General features: G+C 45.5%; 21 protein-coding genes. 9 read left to right on the forward strand and 12 right to left on the reverse strand.

From position 1 onward, the window contains the following. Positions 1-35: 35 nt before the first annotated feature. From EHS89_RS11510 to EHS89_RS11525, 4 genes are all read right to left on the reverse strand, one after another. Entirely contained in the window at positions 36-857 is an 822-nt protein-coding gene (locus EHS89_RS11510; protein ID WP_124926309.1) for a response regulator, read from the reverse strand. Positions 858-1,428: 571 nt separating this feature from the next. Beyond that, positions 1,429-1,857: a hypothetical protein gene (locus EHS89_RS11515; protein WP_124926310.1), complete on the reverse strand. Its 429-nt coding sequence runs from the start codon at positions 1,855-1,857 to the stop codon at positions 1,429-1,431. 60 nt (positions 1,858-1,917) lie between these two features. Then, positions 1,918-2,178 carry a hypothetical protein gene (locus tag EHS89_RS11520; RefSeq protein WP_124926311.1) on the reverse strand — a complete coding sequence of 87 codons (261 nt, stop codon included), beginning with the start codon at positions 2,176-2,178 and terminating at the stop codon, positions 1,918-1,920. A 2-nt stretch (positions 2,179-2,180) separates the two neighbouring features. After that, positions 2,181-2,774, reverse strand: coding sequence for a YjaG family protein (locus EHS89_RS11525; protein ID WP_124926312.1), 594 nt, complete (start codon positions 2,772-2,774; stop codon positions 2,181-2,183). 190 nt (positions 2,775-2,964) lie between these two features. Between EHS89_RS11525 and EHS89_RS11530 the strand changes: the two genes are divergently transcribed. Continuing rightward, on the forward strand, positions 2,965-3,519 hold the full coding sequence (locus EHS89_RS11530; protein ID WP_124926313.1) for a TRAP transporter small permease subunit: 555 nt from the start codon (positions 2,965-2,967) through the stop codon (positions 3,517-3,519). Then, a complete protein-coding gene (locus EHS89_RS11535) occupies positions 3,516-4,895 on the forward strand; it encodes a TRAP transporter large permease (protein WP_124926314.1) in 1,380 nt (459 codons plus the stop codon). Before EHS89_RS11530 ends, EHS89_RS11535 begins: the two co-directional genes overlap by 4 nt. 72 nt (positions 4,896-4,967) lie before the next feature. Here the strand turns inward: EHS89_RS11535 and EHS89_RS21120 are convergent, their stop codons facing one another. The 3 genes from EHS89_RS21120 to EHS89_RS21130 all read right to left on the reverse strand — a co-directional run bounded on the left by EHS89_RS21120 (position 4,968) and on the right by EHS89_RS21130 (position 5,904). Further along, positions 4,968-5,138 (reverse strand): hypothetical protein, encoded by a 171-nt coding sequence (locus EHS89_RS21120; RefSeq protein ID WP_170167486.1) that lies wholly within the window; start codon positions 5,136-5,138, stop codon positions 4,968-4,970. A gap of 242 nt (positions 5,139-5,380) precedes the next feature. After that, the gene (locus tag EHS89_RS21125) at positions 5,381-5,551 is read right to left on the reverse strand and encodes a hypothetical protein (protein WP_170167487.1); all 171 of its coding nucleotides are present in this window, start codon (positions 5,549-5,551) and stop codon (positions 5,381-5,383) included. A gap of 182 nt (positions 5,552-5,733) precedes the next feature. Next, complete coding sequence (locus EHS89_RS21130) at positions 5,734-5,904, reverse strand: hypothetical protein (protein WP_170167488.1); 171 nt, start codon at positions 5,902-5,904, stop codon at positions 5,734-5,736. Between the two features lie 730 nt (positions 5,905-6,634). On the opposite strand from EHS89_RS21130, the gene EHS89_RS21595 reads away from it, so the two are divergent. Beyond that, the gene (locus EHS89_RS21595; RefSeq protein WP_373290060.1) at positions 6,635-6,859 is read left to right on the forward strand and encodes an IS3 family transposase; all 225 of its coding nucleotides are present in this window, start codon (positions 6,635-6,637) and stop codon (positions 6,857-6,859) included. A gap of 56 nt (positions 6,860-6,915) precedes the next feature. Here the strand turns inward: EHS89_RS21595 and EHS89_RS11545 are convergent, their stop codons facing one another. Then, positions 6,916-8,049 (reverse strand): TRAP transporter substrate-binding protein, encoded by a 1,134-nt coding sequence (locus tag EHS89_RS11545; protein WP_124926315.1) that lies wholly within the window; start codon positions 8,047-8,049, stop codon positions 6,916-6,918. A 222-nt stretch (positions 8,050-8,271) separates the two neighbouring features. On the opposite strand from EHS89_RS11545, the gene EHS89_RS11550 reads away from it, so the two are divergent. Then, positions 8,272-9,153: a MurR/RpiR family transcriptional regulator gene (locus EHS89_RS11550; RefSeq protein WP_124926316.1), complete on the forward strand. Its 882-nt coding sequence runs from the start codon at positions 8,272-8,274 to the stop codon at positions 9,151-9,153. A gap of 258 nt (positions 9,154-9,411) precedes the next feature. Then, on the forward strand, positions 9,412-9,618 hold the full coding sequence (locus EHS89_RS11555; protein ID WP_124926317.1) for a PA3496 family putative envelope integrity protein: 207 nt from the start codon (positions 9,412-9,414) through the stop codon (positions 9,616-9,618). Positions 9,619-9,703: 85 nt separating this feature from the next. Here EHS89_RS11555 and EHS89_RS11560 read toward each other — a convergent pair whose 3' ends face one another. The 4 genes from EHS89_RS11560 to glmU form a co-directional block, all read right to left on the reverse strand. Continuing rightward, complete coding sequence (locus EHS89_RS11560; RefSeq protein WP_124926318.1) at positions 9,704-11,194, reverse strand: FMN-binding glutamate synthase family protein; 1,491 nt, start codon at positions 11,192-11,194, stop codon at positions 9,704-9,706. A 193-nt stretch (positions 11,195-11,387) separates the two neighbouring features. Continuing rightward, the gene (locus tag EHS89_RS11565; RefSeq protein ID WP_124926319.1) at positions 11,388-13,922 is read right to left on the reverse strand and encodes a PDZ domain-containing protein; all 2,535 of its coding nucleotides are present in this window, start codon (positions 13,920-13,922) and stop codon (positions 11,388-11,390) included. Between the two features lie 141 nt (positions 13,923-14,063). Beyond that, a complete protein-coding gene (glmS, locus tag EHS89_RS11570; protein ID WP_124926320.1) occupies positions 14,064-15,893 on the reverse strand; it encodes a glutamine--fructose-6-phosphate transaminase (isomerizing) in 1,830 nt (609 codons plus the stop codon). A 13-nt stretch (positions 15,894-15,906) separates the two neighbouring features. Then, positions 15,907-17,289 carry a bifunctional UDP-N-acetylglucosamine diphosphorylase/glucosamine-1-phosphate N-acetyltransferase GlmU gene (glmU, locus tag EHS89_RS11575; RefSeq protein ID WP_188885239.1) on the reverse strand — a complete coding sequence of 461 codons (1,383 nt, stop codon included), beginning with the start codon at positions 17,287-17,289 and terminating at the stop codon, positions 15,907-15,909. Positions 17,290-17,411: 122 nt separating this feature from the next. On the opposite strand from glmU, the gene EHS89_RS11580 reads away from it, so the two are divergent. The 4 genes from EHS89_RS11580 to EHS89_RS11595 all read left to right on the forward strand — a co-directional run bounded on the left by EHS89_RS11580 (position 17,412) and on the right by EHS89_RS11595 (position 20,075). Continuing rightward, on the forward strand, positions 17,412-18,152 hold the full coding sequence (locus EHS89_RS11580) for a TrmB family transcriptional regulator (protein ID WP_124926322.1): 741 nt from the start codon (positions 17,412-17,414) through the stop codon (positions 18,150-18,152). 96 nt (positions 18,153-18,248) lie between these two features. After that, complete coding sequence (locus tag EHS89_RS11585) at positions 18,249-18,734, forward strand: hypothetical protein (RefSeq protein ID WP_124926323.1); 486 nt, start codon at positions 18,249-18,251, stop codon at positions 18,732-18,734. Further along, a complete protein-coding gene (locus EHS89_RS11590; protein ID WP_124926324.1) occupies positions 18,731-19,420 on the forward strand; it encodes a PspA/IM30 family protein in 690 nt (229 codons plus the stop codon). Before EHS89_RS11585 ends, EHS89_RS11590 begins: the two co-directional genes overlap by 4 nt. Then, on the forward strand, positions 19,413-20,075 hold the full coding sequence (locus EHS89_RS11595) for a YqiJ family protein (RefSeq protein ID WP_124926325.1): 663 nt from the start codon (positions 19,413-19,415) through the stop codon (positions 20,073-20,075). Before EHS89_RS11590 ends, EHS89_RS11595 begins: the two co-directional genes overlap by 8 nt. Positions 20,076-20,077 lie beyond the last annotated feature (2 nt).

The raw sequence follows: 20,077 nt of genomic DNA on the forward strand, positions 1-20,077 counted from the left end.
CTGACTAGTGTTTATTCTCACTAGTCATTACTCATTTATGCCTGCTTAAACTCATCAACCCAGTTCGATACCCGGTTAATGACTTTCTGAAATTCATCCTGATCGATCGGCTTTGTCAGATAGGTTGAACAGCCCGCCATTATGCCTTTCACCTCGTCCAGCGGAGAGGTTTTTGAGGTCAGCATAATAATCGGGATTTTTTTGAGCGCGGGGTTCTCACGCATTCGGTTACAAGTTTCAAAGCCGTCGATGCCCGGCATCAGAATATCGAGGAAAATAAAATCAAAGTTATGTTCGGTCACTTGCTGCAATGCTTGCTCACCGCTATCGGCATAAGTCACTTCAACCGGTGTAGGTAGCTTTTCCAGCTCTAATCTCAGTGCCTGTTGCATAGCGGCGTTATCATCAACCACCAGCACCCGGTAATTTTCTCTAAAGCTATCTCTACTCTTCGCACCTGAAACGCTTACTGAGTCAGCAGATTGATATTTACTGAAGCGCTGCTCAGCCGCCTGTTCTGCTTCCTGTAATTCAGAGCCATCCAGCTCTTCATTTTCCGATGTCATCTCATCCAGAGTACGAATCACGCGCGAAGACACCAATGGATAACGAATATGCCCCAGGCCAGACTCTTGTGGCTGTTCCTTACTGACCTGAATAATACGCGAACGGTAGCCCGTAGGCAGCTGCACCAAAGGTGAATCCGATTCCGATGGAAAACCAAACATAAGCAGCAGATCCGGCAAATTTTGCAGATCAAAATCCACTAATTCATAGCGGTTGTTTTTTGATAAACCAAGAATCCTGGCAAGCTTCTGTTGCTGATCCTGAGGGAAACCAATGGTGCCAATGTTCATGGAAAATCCTGAATAACAAAATATCTTATATTTTGTCAGTTCAACTCAGAGCAGATATAACAGGGATATGAACATTTCCTAAAAATCTTTTAGGAACATATAGATAGATGCGGATAAAACCAAAATATATAACAGCACCACAGAGGGCGCTCTGTACCTTTAATATGTGAGACTACTCACCCAAGTACGTTAATACTGGTAACTTCGCATACTTAATAAGCCTGACTGGTGACAGCAGGGCCAACATACCTTTGTTATATTTATTCTCTGTAAGCACTGACCTGTGCTCTGCCTGAAAGGGAAAGCTCCCCCTAAATCAAACAGCTGTATTAAACTACTTATACTGTTAAGTATTGACAAGCCCTTTGCTGGCTTTTTTTATTACGAGCCCAAAAGATTAGACCAAAGTTTAATGCTGATCGACTGCGGTCAGTATAGGTAGGCTAGGTTGTTACCAGAATATGATGGCTAAATAATACGGCTAAAAATTGTCAGCGGTAGATGGCAACCGACGCTCTCTGTCTGTGAATCACAGCACTGAAAGGACTTTCCAGCGAAGATTAAAGTGTTATTACTGGCTACAGATCTGTTGCTGTTGCCTCAACATAAGCCGACAACCTTTAGCGTCAATACCCAGTTCAAAGCAGCGATCCTTCACCCAGGCCTTATCATCCTCAGTGGCTGTTTCATTGTACTGAGGAATCCCCTGACAAAAGCGCTCTGTAGGACCGCTTTTACTCCAACAGGACTTTAAAAACATACCCCCACCAACGGTGCACTGGTACTCGGTACCTTTACAGTTTTTAAGACGTTCAAGGGCATTATCAAGACAGCCCTGCTGATCCGTCAGTTCACCACGATCAACACCCGCCTGACGTTGCTGTTCGATCATCTGTTGGTGCTCCTGATTCCAGTTTTCCAGCCACTCAGGGGCCTGCAACCAGCTATAGATCACTCCAATAATCAGGGCAAGTAAAAGACCAAGCCAAAAACGACGCATAGTAAAGATTCCAGATAATTAACGGGGCTTAGTTAACGGGGCTTAGTTAACGGGGCTTAGCTAACGGGCTTTTACATAAAGGCCAAACAGGCACAACAAAAAGCCCAGTCCTGAAGCCAGCATTGTCATATTTACAAACATTGGATTGCGCTCAAAATAAGGTACAAAGCGGTGATTCAACTGCATATCACAGAGTCCATTCAGGTAGTCATATGAGCCACCGGCAGCAACACACTCGTTAACAGTGCTAAGCTCTGACCAGAACGCACCCATTAAAACCAACCCGGGAATAATCAGTAATAACAAACCAAGACGTAACATGACTATTCACTAACTCCGATATTACTTACCCCATCATTCGCAGCCAGCAATTTCAGTTCATCGATGAAAACGCTGCTTGGGTTTTTCAAAGCACTGATACGACGGATCAGCTCTTCCTGAAAACCCTCTTCCTGCAGCATCATATCGTGTTGACTGATATGGCGTAGCAACTGCTCATCAGACATATCAGAATCAGCCGTCACTTCGATGAAAGTCGCGACAGATTCCAGTGCCAGATTACCGACGTTTGCAGCTTCATTTGAGTTTGGTTCTAACAAACAGTTTACCGTTGAGTATAGTGCGACCATCGCATCCAGTGCCGGAGAAGCACCGTACATATCAAATTGATCAAGGTCTGGCATATTGGCTTCAATATTTGCCTGCTGCACCTCAAAATTCATTTTCGCGCCACTGTTACCCAGCTTATTCCAGATACCGTCGAGAATACTGCGCACCTGATCCCTGTCACCAAATTCAAGCAGGTTAGAAAACAGAGCAAAGTTTGGAAACATACGCTCTGTAACAGCAACAGAAAACGCGGTCAGCTGCCAGCCATTAAGGGCCTTGAGCTCTTTATCCAAAAACCATTGTGACATCAGTAAATCTCCAGAATACGGTGGTTGCCCTATTGTACATAGCACAGATGATTTTGCAGCAGTTAAGCACCTATACCCATCTATACAACCAGGTTTTACTAAGACAAAAATGCAGTTTAATCGCCTGATTCAATTCAATTATTACTGGTATACTCAGAAGTGATTCAAGTTCTGAATGGATAAGAGAACCATGAAAAATAACAATCCTGTCGCATCGATTGTTCAGGGTCTCGATGCTTTCAGCGAATGGACCGGGCGTACTATTGCCTGGCTTACCCTGCTGATGGTGTTGGTTACCTTTGTTATCGTCGTAATGCGCTATGTGTTCAATGTTGGAAATATTCCGATGCAGGAATCTGTGATCTATATGCACAGTTTTGTATTCCTGCTGGCTGCAGGTTACACACTGAAGCATGACGGTCATGTTCGGGTCGATATCTTCTATCGCCCAATGGGTGAAAAAGGCAAAGCAATTATCAATATTCTGGGAACGTTACTATTACTGTTTCCCGTTTCAGTCTTTATTCTCTGGGTCTCATGGGATTATGTCATGTTCTCCTGGAGTACTCTGGAAGGCTCGCAAGAAGCCGGTGGTATAGAGGCTCTGTTTATCTTAAAAACCTCACTAATTGTGATGCCGATGCTAATGATTTTACAAGGCATTGCAGAACTACTACGTAGCTTTCTGGTACTGGGTGGCCACGCACACCTGTTAGAGGTTGATTCACAGGAGCACCCAGTATGATCGAACTTCTACCATTATTCCTGTTCCTCGGCGCGATTGTTGTACTGCTACTGGGCTACTCTGTTGCCTTTTCACTAGCCGGAACAGGCCTGATTTTTGCGGCTTTTGGCATCATGACCGGACACTTTGAGGCTAGTTTCCTTGAAGCGGTGCCCAACCGTCTGTTCGGCATTATGAACAATACGGTACTGATCGCTGTACCCCTGTTCGTATTTATGGGTGTGATGCTGGAAAAATCCAAGATCGCCGAAGAGCTGCTGGATACTATGGCCGCCCTGTTTGGCCCTATTCGTGGTGGACTGGGTATCTCCGTCACTATTGTAGGCATGTTGCTTGCAGCCAGTACCGGTATTGTTGGGGCAACGGTTGTAACCATGGGCTTACTGTCTCTGCCAACCATGCTACGTCGTGGTTACGATCCAAAGGTTGCTACCGGCGTAATTTGTGCTTCAGGTACGCTGGGACAGATAATACCCCCTTCCATCGTTCTGGTACTGCTGGGCGATGTCATCTCCTCAGCCTATCAGCAATCACAACTGGATCAGGGAATCTATTCCCCTGAAACAGTCACCGTAGGCGATCTTTTCCTTGGTGCGCTGATACCCGGGCTGTTACTGGTCGGCGCTTATATTCTATATCTGGTCTACAAGGCTATCTTTGATCCGACCTCTGTGCCGGCTATTCCAAAAGAAGAGCGCGATGCGATGGACAATATGTGGCAACGGGTCGCATCGGCATTGGTACCCCCGGTACTTCTGGTAGGCCTGGTATTGGGATCAATCCTGGCAGGCTGGGCAACCCCAACGGAAGCAGCCTCTGTGGGTGCTGTTGGCGCTATGCTACTGGCGATAGCCCGACGCTGTTTTACTCTGCAGATACTCAAAGATGTGATGCGTACCACCACTCAGGTGAGTTCAATGGTGTTCATCATTCTGGTTGGCGCCTCAATATTCTCACTGGTATTCCGAGGCTATGGCGGTGATGATCTGGTACGGGAATTCCTGTCAGATCTGCCTGGTGGTGTCTTTGGTGCCGTTTTACTGGTGATGCTGGTTATCTTCCTACTGGGTTTCTTTCTCGACTTTATCGAGATCACTTTTGTGGTGGTGCCTATAGTTGCGCCAATATTGTTAGCGATGGGATTAGATCCTGTCTGGCTGGGTATTATGATTGCGATTAATTTGCAAACATCATTCCTCACCCCACCGTTCGGCTTTGCATTATTCTATTTACGGGGCGTAGCACCTGAGAATATCGCAACTATGCAGATCTATCGCGGGGTTATTCCGTTTATCTTTATCCAGTTGTTAATACTGATCGCACTGGCACAATGGCCTGCATTGGCAACCTGGCTACCAACACTGGTATACGGCTAAAACGTTGATTTATTAAAGGCGAAAAAAACCTCATGGTTAACGGCTATGAGGTTTTTATTAAACCAGTAAATATTATTTCCAGCCGCCAGTATAACCCTCTTCACCATCATGTTGCAGGAAGAAACCATTCGCCTGAGGGCCAGCTTCTGAATTTATTGAGTTCGATGTATCACCAGTACCTGCATACACATTTGAGAATGCTAGCATCAGAACCAGAGCTGTACCTGTAATTATCTTTTTCATAGTCTTTACCTTGTTTTTTGAAGATAGGTTTACTATATAAGCCTTTCCTGAAATCATTCTGAATATAATCATATTAACAATATAAATTTAAAGTTTACTATTAATATCAGCACAAGAAATAACACTACAATTGAATATGAAAAATTTTACTAACTATGTAGCTGTAAAGTATTATCTAAGTGTTTTACGAAAAAAACCTCATAACTAAAAAGTCATGAGGTTTTATTTGAAACCGATAAATATTATTTCCAACCACCTGTATAGCCCTCTTCACCATCATGTTGCAGGAAGAAGCCATTTGCCTGAGGGCCTGTTTCTGAATGTATTGAGTTCGATGTATCACCAGTACCAGCATACACATTTGAGAATGCTAGCATCAGAACCAGAGCTGTACCTGTAATTATCTTTTTCATAGTCTTAACCTCGTTTTTTGAAAATAGGTTTACTATATAAGCCCTTTCAGAAACAGTCCTGAAACTTAGGAGTAATTTAATAACATCCAAAGTTAATTTTTCAGCTTGTATCTATTAACTACTTTTTTATAAACAAAAAAACCTTATAGCCTAGAAACTATAAGGTTTTAATCAGATGAATATTATTTCCAACCACCGGTATAACCTTCATCTCCATCATGCTGTAAGTAAAAGCCATTAGCTTGTGGGCCAGTGTCTGGATGCATAGATTTAGACATATCATCAGTTGCAGCATATACACTTGAAAAAGCCATCATCAGAACCAGAGCGAAACCTGTAATTAATTTGTTCATGGTCATGTCCTCGGTTATATTTAATACAGCTTTACTATATGAGTCCAACCTGAAATGATCCTGAAAGTCTTTATTTTTTTTATAACAAAAAGATATCTACAACTTTTTAAAAGCAATAAAAAGCAGGTATAAAAGTGAAATCCCCCTCAATAGTGGACAACCAATACTGGGGATCTTTTAAAGCCTGCGAGTTGCCAGGTAGCGTCTTTTCTTATCCGTCTCAAGCGCTACAAAAGCCTGATAGCTATGCACGTGAGAAAGTACTGATTAGCCAAATCTTTCATGAACATAAAGGCCGTTACGGTTACCGAAGGATCATGTTTAGGCACGTGGCTAAACCACATGAAAGCTCTACGCCTGATGACAAAATTATATCTAAAATCGACGGCTCGATCTAAACGCAACCAATCTAAATAGGTAAAATGGGGAAAGCTGCCCCGCATATACTACAACGTGATTTTTCCGCACAGCGGCCAAATGAGAAGTGGGTCACGGATGTCACTAAATTTAATATCAAAGGTCAAAAGATTTACCTTTCTCCAATCATTGATCTGTTTAACCAGGAAGGCGTAACATTTAAAACAGCACGCATCTTTGGTTACAGATATGCTCGAAGAGGCGGTAACGGCCTAGATGAAAGTAAATGTCCGTTCTTTATAGTGATTAAGGGTGGTAATATCGGAACCCTATTGCGCAAAAGATTCTGTCTAACAAAGACCTTGTACAGAGCATATCGAGAAAAGGTAATTGTTTGGATAATGCAGTCGCAGAAAGATTTTTCGCAATACTCAAAACAGAGATTTATCATCAGCATGGGTTCAATAATACTGATGATCAGATAAATCAGGTAGATGAATACATCGACTATTGCAATACGAAACGCATTAAGATGAAACTAGAAGGCCTGACCCCGGTCGAGTACCGAAATCAGACCTTATCTGTAGCCTTGCAATAAGTGTCCAACTTTATGGGGTCACTTCAAAGCCTGCTTTTTTGTAGTAAACCCTCTAATTATAAAGTACGGGCGTTAAGGTAAGCCTGCTCAGATACAGCATGCCATTTAGTTGCCTGATCACGGAACTTCACAAAGGAATCAAACACTTTCTGAGACATCGGATCTTTAGCTGCTTCTTCTGCTACAACAGCATCAGACAGGTCCTTAATCTGTTTCAGTACTTCATCCGGGAACTGACGTAGCTCAACTCCATGCTCATTAACTAACTGCTCCAGAGCACGGTTGTTCTTCGCTGTGAAGTCAGCCAACATATCCTGGTTCGCCACTCGAATAGCATTACGCACAATTACCTGCAGATCTGCAGGTAACTTCTCAAACGCTTCTTTATTAACAAAGCATTCCAGTGTGGTGCCTGGCTCATGCCAGCCCGGGTAGTAATAGAACTTAGCCGCTTTATGCAGACCAAACGCCATATCGTTATACGGACCTACCCACTCAGTCGCATCGATAGCACCTGACTGCAGCGATGGGAAGATCTCACCACCAGGCAGTAATACCGGCGTACCACCGGCACGCTTCAGCACTTCACCACCAAGACCTGGGATACGCATTTTCAGACCTTCAAGATCCTTCACACTATTGATCTCACGATTGAACCAACCACCCATCTGCACACCGGTATTTCCAGCAGCACCAGGGATCAGTCCAAATTCAGCATAAATCTCTTCCCACAGCTCCATACCGCCGCCATGGTACAACCAGGAGTTCATCTCCTGCGCCGTCAGACCAAAAGGGACAGCTGCAAAGAACTGTGCCGCACGGGTCTTACCTTTCCAGTAGTAAGCCGCACCATGACCCATCTCAGCTGTACCACGGGATACTGCATCAAAGATTTCCAGTGCGCCAACCAATTCTTTTGCGCCATAAACTTTAACTTTAATACGGCCACCAGACATCTGTCCGATCAACTCAGCCAGATTATTTGCACCAACACCCAGACCCGGGAAATTCTTCGGCCAGGTAGTAACCATCTTCCATTCGATGGTTTCAGGCTTGGCAGGTGCTGCTGGCGCGGCATCTGCGGTTGGCTTACAGTCAGCAGCTGGTGGCGCTTTCTGCTCTGTACAAGCAGCTAAACCTGCCGCAGCAGCACCAAGACCCAGGACTTTAACTATTTCACGACGTTTCACAAGGCATCTCCCTTATCGTCTCTTTTATTTTGTTATTTTTCCATTCAACCCAATGAACATAGCACCAAGTGATAATCGCTGCAATTTCAATTAGTAAGCTTGGATAATTCCTTATAAAAAGTATCTATTTCACTGCAATATAAAGCACAACGCATTTATTCTATTCGTCAGTTTTACTGATATACTCATGCCGAAGCGCTTAAACTAAAGAAGAGAACCAGATTGCAGTCGTTAAACCTTCTAAAATCCATTGCTGATGCTAAATCTAATCTGCGTAAATCAGAGCAGAAAGTAGCCGATTATGTTTTGGAAAACCCTTCCGACGTTATTCATATGCGTATCGTCGATCTGGCATCTGAAGCAAACGTCAGTGAGCCGACTGTGGTCCGTTTTTGTCGGGCGCTCAATTATGATGGTTTTCAGGACTTTAAACTGACTCTGGCACAAGGTTTGGCCAGCAATGCTAACTTCGAACAGTTCTCACTAAACAGCAAAGACACTGTGAGTGAGTTTAAGCAGAAAATTTTTGATTCTACCGTGGGCAATATGATGCGGGTAAGGGAGGAATTAGATTCCGATACCCTCGAAGCCGCGATCAATGCCATCGCCAGTACCAACCGCCTGGAGCTCTATGGTTTTGGCGCTTCGGCTCCTGTTTGTGACGATGCTCAGCATAAGTTTCACCGCTTAAAAATAGCAGCATCAGCCTATTCAGATCCGCATATGCAGATGATTTCGGCGACCACCCTGACCGAAACGGATGTTGTCATCGCCATCTCTCAAACCGGCCGAACCAAAGACCTGCTTCACGCTGTAAAGTTGGTTAAAGATGCCGGTGTAACTGTTATCTCTCTCTGTCCGAGTAATACTCCATTGGCAGATCTTGCCAGTATATCGATCCATATCGATCTCGAAGAAGATAAAGATCTCAGTACGCTTATGTCTTCCCGTGTGGTGCACTTAGTAGTTATCGATGTACTAGCCGTGGGTGTAGCGATGAAACTTGGACCCGGTTTACTTGATCATCTGAAAACGATTAAACGTAGTCTGAAGAGCCTTCGTCAGAACGATAAACGTCTCCCCTTAAGAAAGCCTGCCGACTAGTTAAGCGTTTTTCCTGCCTATCATCTGAGCATCATCATCACAGCGCTAACCTTTACTCTGTGCTACCTTTCGCCCATTAAGTCGATTGATTGTCCACTTATAAACATTGGGCTTGTTAGCTGGTTCTCTAATTGAATTTCTATTTCATCTGTTATAAAAAAGAATGTACCTGTTAATTGGTTAAGCAAAGGACCTGTTGGCATCTGATCTACGTATCGCTATCGGGTCACTCTATAAATGAGTATAGGAGCGCCTGCTATGCTGATACGAAAGGATCAGGATCTAAACGAGTTAGAAACCGAGATATTCGATATTATCGTCGGTATAGACGATGAGAAAAAACAGGAACAGCAAAAAAAAGCCTGTCAGAAAAGTCTCACTGCCCGACGGGCGGTTGAAGAACTGAAGCAAAAAAAACAGTTGGAATATGAGATTAGTGATGAGCACTGGTTTGATGATCTTTGAAACCTCATATTTCACCCATTAAAAAGCCTGCTAATGCAGGCTTTTTAATGGAATAGAAACAAAAAAACGTTTCAAGAAATCAATATCACATCTCTGGATAAAGAATATCCAAGGGTACTGAACGGCCACTATCGATAACAATAGCTGCATGCTTTCGCTTCAGCTTTCTGGGCTCTGATACGCCGCAGGAATGCGCTATCATCGCCACTTCATTAACCAGATGGTTATGATAATTCATTACCCGTACCGCTTTATCTTCAGGTACCAGGCCACGCTGAAGATCCTTATCATGGGTTGTAATACCAGTCGGACAAGTATTTTTATTACATTGCAGAGCCTGGATACAACCTAAGGCAAACATAAAGCCCCGCGCGCTGACACAGAAATCCGCACCTAAGCAAAGCGCTGCAGCAACATCTGTCGGGTTAATACACTTACCTGAAGCGACAATCCGGATCCGATCACGCAGATCGTGCATAATCAGTTTATTAACCAATGCAGGCAAACTTTCACGCAGTGGCAGACCGACACTATCCATCAGAGGCATGGGTGCGGCACCGGTACCACCATCACTGCTATCCAGCGTAATAAAGTCTGGTGCATGCTCTATACCACGGCTGATAATGGCTTCACAAAAATCATCCAGCCAGTCAGTTGAACCAATAACCATCTTGAAGCCCACCGGTTTTCCCGTGACTTCCCGGATATGTACGATCATATCCAGCAGATCATCGATCGAACCGATCTCAGGATGACGATTAGGGCTGATCGACGCTTCACCTTCCGGTATCCCCCGGATTCTGGCGATATCAGAACAGACTTTCTCTGCTGGCAACATGCCGCCTTTACCCGGCTTAGCCCCCTGACTCAACTTAATCTCAAACATTTTGACCTGATCATAAGCCGCTTTTTCGCGCAACTGATCATCACTCAGACGACCCTGTTCATCCCGCAAACCATATTTTGCAGTACCCACCTGACATACGATATCGCAACCGCCTTCAAGGTGGTAAGGCGATAGCCCCCCTTCGCCGGTATTCATCCAGCAACCCGCTTCCCGGGCACCATTAGCCAGAGCCAGTACCGCAGGCTTTGATAGCGCACCGTAGCTCATACCCGATACATTAAAGAAAGATTTAGCATCATAAGGCTGACGACAATGTGGGCCTATACGAAACGGCTGAGTCTTAACCGCATCCTCTTTGAGGGTTGGAAATGGGCAGTTAAGAAAAAAATAGGTGCCAGGGATTCGCAGATCACGGGAAGAACCAAAAGCGATCGTATTATCCACATCTTTTGCCGCCCTATAGCACCAGCTGCGCTGAGCCCGGTTAAAGGGCATCTCCTCTCGGTCCTGAGCAAAGAAGTACTGGCGGAAGAATTCACCAATATGCTCAAACAGATAACGAAACCGACCAAACAAAGGATAGTTACGACGAATCGTTTGCTGAGTCTGGTGCTTATCAATCTGATAAATAATCAAAGCCGCAATCAAACCCGCAATGAAAATAAACAGCAGAATGCCGCCCAGTATTGCAATAAAATTGATCGCAAAGCTGCTGATCGGATCAATCATATCCACTCTCCTTAGTTGTTGTTCTAGAGGGTATAAGCGTTATTTTTTAATCCTAACCCGTTGTATCAACAATGCCTACGATTACCGGCGATAGAATACGGTAAGAGTTTGGAATTAATCGCTATTGTTACCCGTTTTGTGGAACTGAAACTGAAAAATGGAAAAATATCTGATCATAACTTTCTCTCAGGCGCTATTCCGATCCAATAAACTCAGAAGCCTGAATTTCTTCGATTGAGAGTGAACGTTCAAGAAATAGATCATCGACGCTTTCTATCGCTCCGGGTAGATCCAGCAGGATCCCTGTTTCCCCTTTAACCTTGCCCTGGCCATCGGATAGCCCTCCGCTTTCATAGCGATCTGTTTGCCCCCCTGCGTCAATAAAGACAGAAATACTCGACCCGCCATGATAACTGTTGGGTCCTGACCGCCCAGGTGTGAACCGATAAAGATCCTTCCCGTTATGGTCAACGAAGAGTGCAAAGCCATTATGAGCCGATGCCCCTAAAGAGAAGCCCGGACCAGGCTGATAGGTATCATTTCCACTTTCCTCAATGAAAACCGTCGCTGACAGATCCCAGGCTGCACTGTTAGCGGCACCGACCCAGCCCTGATAAATATCGTTGCCGCCCTGATCCCAAAATGATCCCAGAGCCGAATGGGCAGCAAAACCTTGTGCATATCTAGCCCCTTCATAACGATCAGGACCAGTATCCATATCGATCAGCAGCCCCCATCCAAAGTAGTATCCTCCCCCCTGGGAGAAGTTTCCCGCCTCGTAAAAATCTGTACCGCCATCATCCAGCAATACTCCTATTCCACCTGAAGAAATAAACCTGAAACCAACCCCGACCCCCTGTGACATACCTTTATAGATACCCACCCCATCCGGATAACTGGAACGATCTAGTCCTAATGCTACATAACGGTCATCACCGCCTCGGGAAATCAAGGCGCCAAAAGCGCCCGGGCCAGCAAAGCCCTGGGCAAAAGCTCCAGCGCTGAAACTATCCTGCCCAGCCCCATCCAGAACCGCACCAATCCCCTGACTGAGAGCACTGGCCTGCGCATATCGAACGCCACGATACCGATCATTACCTGCACGATCGATTAATAATCCAGCTCCGGCCAGGGCACTCCCCTGTGCAAAGCTCTGATTACTGGTATAGCTATCATCACCTTCCAGATCGTAGAGCACACCAATCCCCATAAAGCCTGTCCCCTGCGAGAAAGGTTTATCGGACTGATATCGATCATTACCGGCCAGATCAATTACCAGTGCGACGGGCCGATAGGGACGCCCAGCTCCAATCGCAGCACGATAGCGATCATCGCCCCCCAGATCGATCACCACCGAAAAATCCGATTTATAAACGTTATCACCGCTACCACCGATCACAATGTCCTGACCGGAATGCCACAGGACCCTACCGTTTATACCCTCCACCGGTTTAGTCTGCTCAACGTTGCTCTCATGACTCTTCAGGTCTGTTTTCAGTTGAGTAAGGTAATCCGGCTTAACTGACTCTAATAGTACCTCCAACCCTGTCAGAAGTTCGCTTCGATCAATTTTTGGCAGTAGCTGTATTACCTCCATATGTTGCTGCCAACGTAGCCTGTTATTATCCACATGCAGGTAAAGGTGCTGAGCAAACTTATCAGCAAGCGTCGGAAGAGAGTCTTTTAAGCGGCTACGCTCTGGCTCCGAAAGACGGCTAAAAGCCCGGGCAACGTGCAATTCTGTCTGATTGATCAGAGCAAGAAGGTAACGACCATGCTCTTCCGCCGATCCACCTGCTACCGGCCGAACCGGCACTTCCGAATCAGAAAGAACTTCTTTAGGTGAATCAAGGTGACGGCGAACAGTCTCCAGCATTAATGAAAAATTCGGTCCCTTTGAATCACTGCTGTGAACTGAACGAAGAGCACTACCCAGGTTATGAGTCGCGTTAGCTAACTTGAGTGGTTTGCGATGCAGGTAACGAATTGTCCTTAACCGGAATGGATCATCAATCCTCTCATCCTGATTAAACCGTTCAAGTAGCTGGTCAAACTGTTCCTGTACAGAGCCACGATCCGTCTCAGCGATACCTAGTATTCGTTTTGTTAGCTCAGCCTCCGGAAGCAGTGATTGCTGGTTCAGTTGTGGATCCACCGCCGAGCTATCTAAAGGCAGGGGTTCAGCAGTATTGAATCGAGAGGTCAGGACCACTTCAATCTGTTGCTTCTGCTCCAAGCCCTTCGTACGTAATTCCACTAATTGATCCGGGTGTTGATCGAGCAACCGATCAAGCGTACTTAACGGATCAGCTAAAGGGTAAGCTTGAGGCGTACTTTGCTTTGAATTATCCAGAAAGGTATCAGTGGAAACTACCCTGCGTCGGATCTGTAATGTCAGTTTCTCTCCAGCCCCCTTACCTTTGAGCAGCTCTCTGAAGTGAGACACAGCTTCGGTAGAAGGCTTTTCGAGAGAGATACCATTCAACTCAGTTAAAACATCACCGATCCTGAGTCCGCCCTTATCTGCGGCAGAATCAGGTAGTACAGCAGCAACTCTCACAAAGGCCAAAGCAGGTGTTCTTCCTTCAATTGGCTGAGCTGAAATTAATATCCCCAGAGAGCCTGGAGAATTTTGTCTGACAATCGTTTGCGTCTTAATCTGTGTACAGGCTGACAGAAAACACAGCAGCAGAAAACAGATAGTGGGGATTTTGAAGTAGTTGCTCATCACCAATCCTCTGAAACCTGAAAAGTCTCTCGGCCAGTATGATAGACACTACTTAGAATAGTAACTTCAGCACCTCGGTACAAAAGAAATAACCGGTTTACAGCTTTTAACCAAAAACCGGTTAACTTTTTGAGACCTCAGCTACTCAACAGTCACTGATTTAGCCAGATTTCTTGGCTGATCAACATCGGTACCTTTCAATACTGCGACATAGTAAGACAGCAGCTGCAAAGGAATGGAATAAATAATAGGTGCCATCTCAGTTGCCAGATCCGGCAGGGTTATCAACTGAAGATCATTGCCTGGTTTTACTTTTGCCCGGCTGTCTGCGAACAGGAATAACTTGCCGCCACGCGCCCGAACCTCTTCCAGGTTAGCCTGTAATTTTTCAAGCAGCGAATTATTTGGCGCCACTGCCACTACCGGCATATCGTCATCAACCAACGCCAGAGGACCGTGCTTAAGCTCTCCGGCAGGATAAGCTTCCGCATGTATATAAGAGATCTCTTTCAGCTTCAGTGCCCCTTCTACCGCTACCGGATAGATAGTGCCCCGCCCTAAAAACAGAGTGTGGTGCTTATCAACAAAATGCTCAGCCATACTCTGAATAGCTGGATCAAGCGCCAATACCTGTTCACAAAGGCCTGATAGTTTCTCAAGATTAGCAACCATTTGCTCCTCTTCAGCATAACCATTGCGCCGGGCAAGAATAAGCGTTGTCAGCATTAACGCTACCAGCTGACTGGTAAAGGCCTTAGTCGAAGCTACGCCAATCTCAGGGCCCGCATTAGTCATCAATGACAGGTCTGATTCCCGTACCAGGGAACTTCCCGGTACGTTACAGATAGACAGGAACCCCAGATAGTTTTGCTCTTTCGCTTCGCGCAGAGCCGATAAAGTATCCGCAGTTTCACCGGACTGTGAAATTGTAATAAATAGTGTGCCAGGCATGCATACGGTAGCCCGATAGCGAAACTCACTGGCAACCTCGACCATACAGGGAATACCAGCCAGCTTTTCTATCCAGTAACGAGCCACAACCCCGGCATTGTAACTGGTGCCACAGGCGACTATCTGTACCATTTTAACCTGATCAAATAATTCAGAGGCATTGGTCCCGAAAATCTGTTCTAGTACCCGTCCCTGATGAATACGACCCTCCAGCACGTTATTAATAACCTGCGGCTGCTCATAGATCTCTTTCAACATATAGTGACGATATTCGCCTTTATCTGCCGTACCCTGACCGTGTTCAAACTGCTTAATCTCGCGTACTGCCAGATTACCAGCGCTATCTTCAATAGCGATCTGGCCCTGACTGATCAGCGCCATATCTCCCTCTTCCAGGTAGATAAAACGATCGGTTACCTGCAGCAAAGCCAACGGGTCAGAAGCAATGAAATTCTCTTCGACACCTACACCAATAACCAGGGGACTACCCATTCGGCTAACTAGCATCCGATCTGGTTTCAATTGATCAATGACCGCTAACGCATAAGCACCTTCTAAACGCTTAACCGTTGCTTTTAACGCTTGTTCCAGACTATTTCCAGCGACAACCGCACGATGAATCAGATGGGTAACCACCTCGGTATCTGTATCTGACAAAAAGACATAACCGTCCGCGGTCAGTTCATCCTTAAGTTCAGCATGGTTCTCAATAATACCGTTATGGACGATGGCTATACGATCAGAGGATAAGTGAGGGTGTGCATTACGCTCTTCTGGTTTGCCGTGAGTTGCCCAGCGAGTATGTGCGATACCCAAACAGCCCGGTAGTGGGTGTTCTTTCAGCCCTGCTTCAAGCTCAGCCACCTTACCCAGACGCTTAACATGGTCAAGCAGGTCGGTTTCAGCGTTGTAGACCGCCATACCAGCTGAGTCATAACCGCGGTATTCAAGTCGCTTCAGGCCTTCCAGTAAGATAGCCGAAATATTACGGCCGGCAATTGCGCCTACAATTCCACACATAACCTATATTCCTTTAAGATTTCTTAACCGGGCGCTGCCAGTTTTTCAGATTAATCTGTTTCGCCCGGGTCACCGCTAACTGATCCGTCTCAATATCTTTTGTAATCGTTGAACCCGCACCGACAGTTGCACCAGCACCGACTTTCACCGGCGCTACAAGCGCAGAATTAGAACCGATAAAGGCACCATCACCGATCTCTGTTCTGGACTTATTTACGCCATCGTAGTTACAGGTAATAGTTCCGGCACCTACATTCACGCCAGCACCTATTTCAGCATCGCCGATATAGGTTAGATGATTTACTTTACTACCTTCACCGATATTAGCTTTTTTGGTTTCAACAAAGTTACCAACCTTAGCCTTGTTAGCCAGCTTACTACCGGGGCGAAGACGGGCAAAAGGTCCAATCTCGCAGTTACCTGCCAGCTCGGCCTGTTCCAGCATCGAGTTAGCCTTAATATGTGAACCGGAGCCGATAACAGAATCTTTAATGATGCAATTAGATTCAATAGTGACGTTATCGCCGATACTTACCTGACCTTCCAGGATCACATTGATATCGATAGCAACATCGTGACCTACCGTTACCTCACCACGAATATCAATACGTGCAGGGTCTGCCAAAGTGACACCTTCGATCATCAGAGCTTGGGCCTGACGCAGCTGATACCAGCGTTCCAGTTCCGCCTGCTGCATACGATTATTAACACCTTGTACCTCTTGCTCAGTCTGAGGCTGAATCGCCTGAACTCTGACACCCTGAGCTGCCGCCATCGCAATAATATCGGTCAGGTAATATTCTCCCTGGGCATTATTCGAAGATAACTCAGGTATCCACTGATTCAACAGTGCAGCCGGAACCGCCAGAATTCCGGTATTTACTTCTGTAATTGCTAATTGCTCAGGATTGGCATCTTTCTGCTCAACTATCGCTACAACATCACTAGCGTCATTGCGCACGATACGGCCATAACCGGTCGGATTATCAAGGCTCACTGTCAACAAGCCGAAATCCCCCTGCGCAGCGATCTTAACCAGATCCAGCATCGTCTCAGTTCGAGTCAGTGGTACGTCTCCATAGAGCACTAATACCACAGCTTCTGCAGTTACATTTGGCATCGCCTGAGCGACTGCATGGCCCGTTCCCAGTTGCTCAGCCTGCAGGGCAAACTTTACTCCCTGGCCTGTCAGTTCAGTTTCTACTTTTTCAGCACCATGGCCAACCACAACATGGACCTGGTTATCACCGATGAGAGAAGCTGCATCAATAACATGCTGCAACATCGGTTTGCCGCCGATTTTGTGCAGAACTTTTGGCAAAGAGGATTTCATACGGCTGCCCTGGCCAGCAGCTAGAATTACGATGTCTAGGTTATTCAATGCGATAGCATCCATGGTTTAATCAAACAACACCGCATCCTGCGGCCTGTTTTAGTTGACATAAGTTTAGAATTAAACGAACTTTAATCTAACTGTAATCAGATGCAATACGCAATGTCAGAGAATAATTGACAAATATGAATGACGAACTGTTTAAACTACTGGGCCTGGAAAAACGTGAGATTGATATTTATCGGGCTCTACTCTCTCTTGGTCCCAGCGCTATCCGTACAATTGCCGAGAAAGCAGGTATTAATCGGGGTACCACCTACGACTGTCTGAAAGTGATGCAAGAGAAAGGCATTGTTACTTATCTCCCGAAAGGTAAACGACGTCTGTTCAGTGCGCGGGAACCGGATGTACTGCTACAACTGGCAGAAGAACGTCAGGAGTCCCTGAATACAGCGATTGATCAGCTTAAAACCCGTATCATCCCAGATATGCACCACTTGATGCCTGACTTTAATACCGCGAATGTCAGCTATTACGAAGGCGATAGCGGAATCGAACAGGTTTTGAGAGATATTCTCAATACTGTCTCGAGACAGGAATCAAAAAGTTACTCAATATTCTCATCTAAACCTATTCGCAAGCACCTGTATCGCCCTTTTCCAAACTTTACCGCACAGCGGATCCAGAAAGGCATCGATGTAAAAGTTATCGCCATCGGCGATGGTGGTGAAGATGCAGAACTGAGTGAACGTAAGTGGATTAAAACTGAAGGCCCGGTCGATGCCGCTTATATCGCTGTTTATCCACCCAAATGCGCCATTATCTCACTAGCTTCAGCCAACTACCCTACCGCCGTTGTAATCGACTCTAAGGAGGTTGCAGCAGCGCAGAAGATTATTTTCGATACCTTGTGGGGGCTTCTCTAACAGGAACAAAGACGAAAAAACTTGCTGTTTACATTTGTATACTGATATAAAAGTACCTGTTCATGGATTGAACAAACTTAACAAACGGAACTTGTGATGAAATCGATCCCCATCAGCGTACGTCTAACTCAGGACGAAGCTGACTTTATTGCTCATATATCAGCCCCATCTGCTGTTACACCAAGTGATAAGCTTCGCTATATCATCAGCCAGGCACGAGACTCAGCAAAACAACCTAAAAATCTTTCCAGCGCCAGGGATAAAGCTCATCAGACCATCACCCCTCTGCTAGCCCCCATAGAGTTAGCTGAAATGCAGGATAAGAATTCCTCTACCATCCTTGCTGCCCACCACTATTGGCTGGAAAGAAGTCTGGCCACGCTAATTTTGTTTTCAAAAAAAATCGACAATTCAGCTGAATCCGTTAGTGATTATGAAGAACAGTGCATTCTGCTCCTTAAAAATCTAATTGATCAAATGCAGCATTCACTCTCCTCAATAGCTACTAGTGATTTAGCAACACTCATTGAAACAGCTGAAATAAAGTTCAATTCCATTTCTAGTCAAAGGAGCGACTCATGAATGAAACACTCACAGGCCGGGTTGGCCGCATTATCAGTGGTAGTCTGAATGCCGTTATCAGCGCTGTAGAAAATTCTGCACCTGAGGTTGTACTCGAAGAGGCCTTAAGAGAAGTCGATAGTGCTATTGACCAAGTTCGTCATGAGCTGGGGCAGGTCGGAGCTAGAAAGCATATGGCAAGCAGCCGTTTACTCGAAGAGAACAACAAACATGAAGAGCTAACAGGGAAAATAAAAGTCGCACTGGAACAGAATCGTGTTGATCTGGCCGAGGCAGGTGTTGCACAGCAACTGGATATAGAAGCTCAGATCCCCGTACTTGAAAGAGCGATTGCGGAAGCTGCTGAAAAAGAACAGGAGCTAAATGGCTACATCCAGGCACTAACCGCCAAAAAACGAGAGATGAAAACAGAACTAAAACGGTTACTTGATGCTCAATCAAATACGGCGATACCTGATCATCAAACAGGTCAGAACAGCCACTCAGAAATAGCCAATAAAGTCGAAAAAGCAGAGTCCGCTTTTAATCGCCTATTAGAAAGCCGTACCGGATATAACGGAGATACAGGCCCTTCTCATGAACAACAGATAAAACTGGCAGAACTAGAAGAGTTAAACCACAACAATCGAATTAAGGAACGCTTAGCTATGATACGGGCAACACAAGAAGACAGCTCTAATGATTAAATTTTTGCTTCTAGCTGACAACCTGCCATTTACCGTATCGTTAACCATCATGCTACTACTAGCAGTTTTAGAGGGCGTCGCACTGATACTGGGTATGGGTTTTTCATCAATTCTGGAAACCCTGATCCCCGATATCAATATTAACGTCGATGGTCCGGATACCACAGCACCCGGCATGATCAGTAGCCTGCTTGGTTGGCTCTATATCGGCAAGGTACCTTTTCTAATTGTACTGATACTCCTACTAACGTTCTTTGGCTTATGCGGACTACTGATTCAAGCAGCTTGCCAGACACTGATAGGAGTATTACTACCTAGTTGGATCGCCGTGATTCCTGCATTGATTACAGCTTTACCTATAACCCGACAAATTACCACGTTAACTATCCGCTTTATTCCTGAAACAGAAACAGAAGCTGTGTCCGGTGACAGTTTTATCGGTCGTGTTGCAAAGATCACAACCGGTACTGCAAAGCACGATTATCCGGCTCAGGCCAAGGTGCGTGATCAACATGGGTTGAACCACTACATTATGGTTGAACCTGATCTCAATCAATCGCAGATAGAACAAGGATCCCATGTTCTTCTGGTCAGGAAAAAGAACACTGTCTTTATTGTTATACCTAACTCAAATCCCAATCTGATCAACAATTAAAA

Source organism: Amphritea balenae, from assembly GCF_003858655.1.
Lineage (GTDB): Bacteria > Pseudomonadota > Gammaproteobacteria > Pseudomonadales > Balneatricaceae > Amphritea > Amphritea balenae.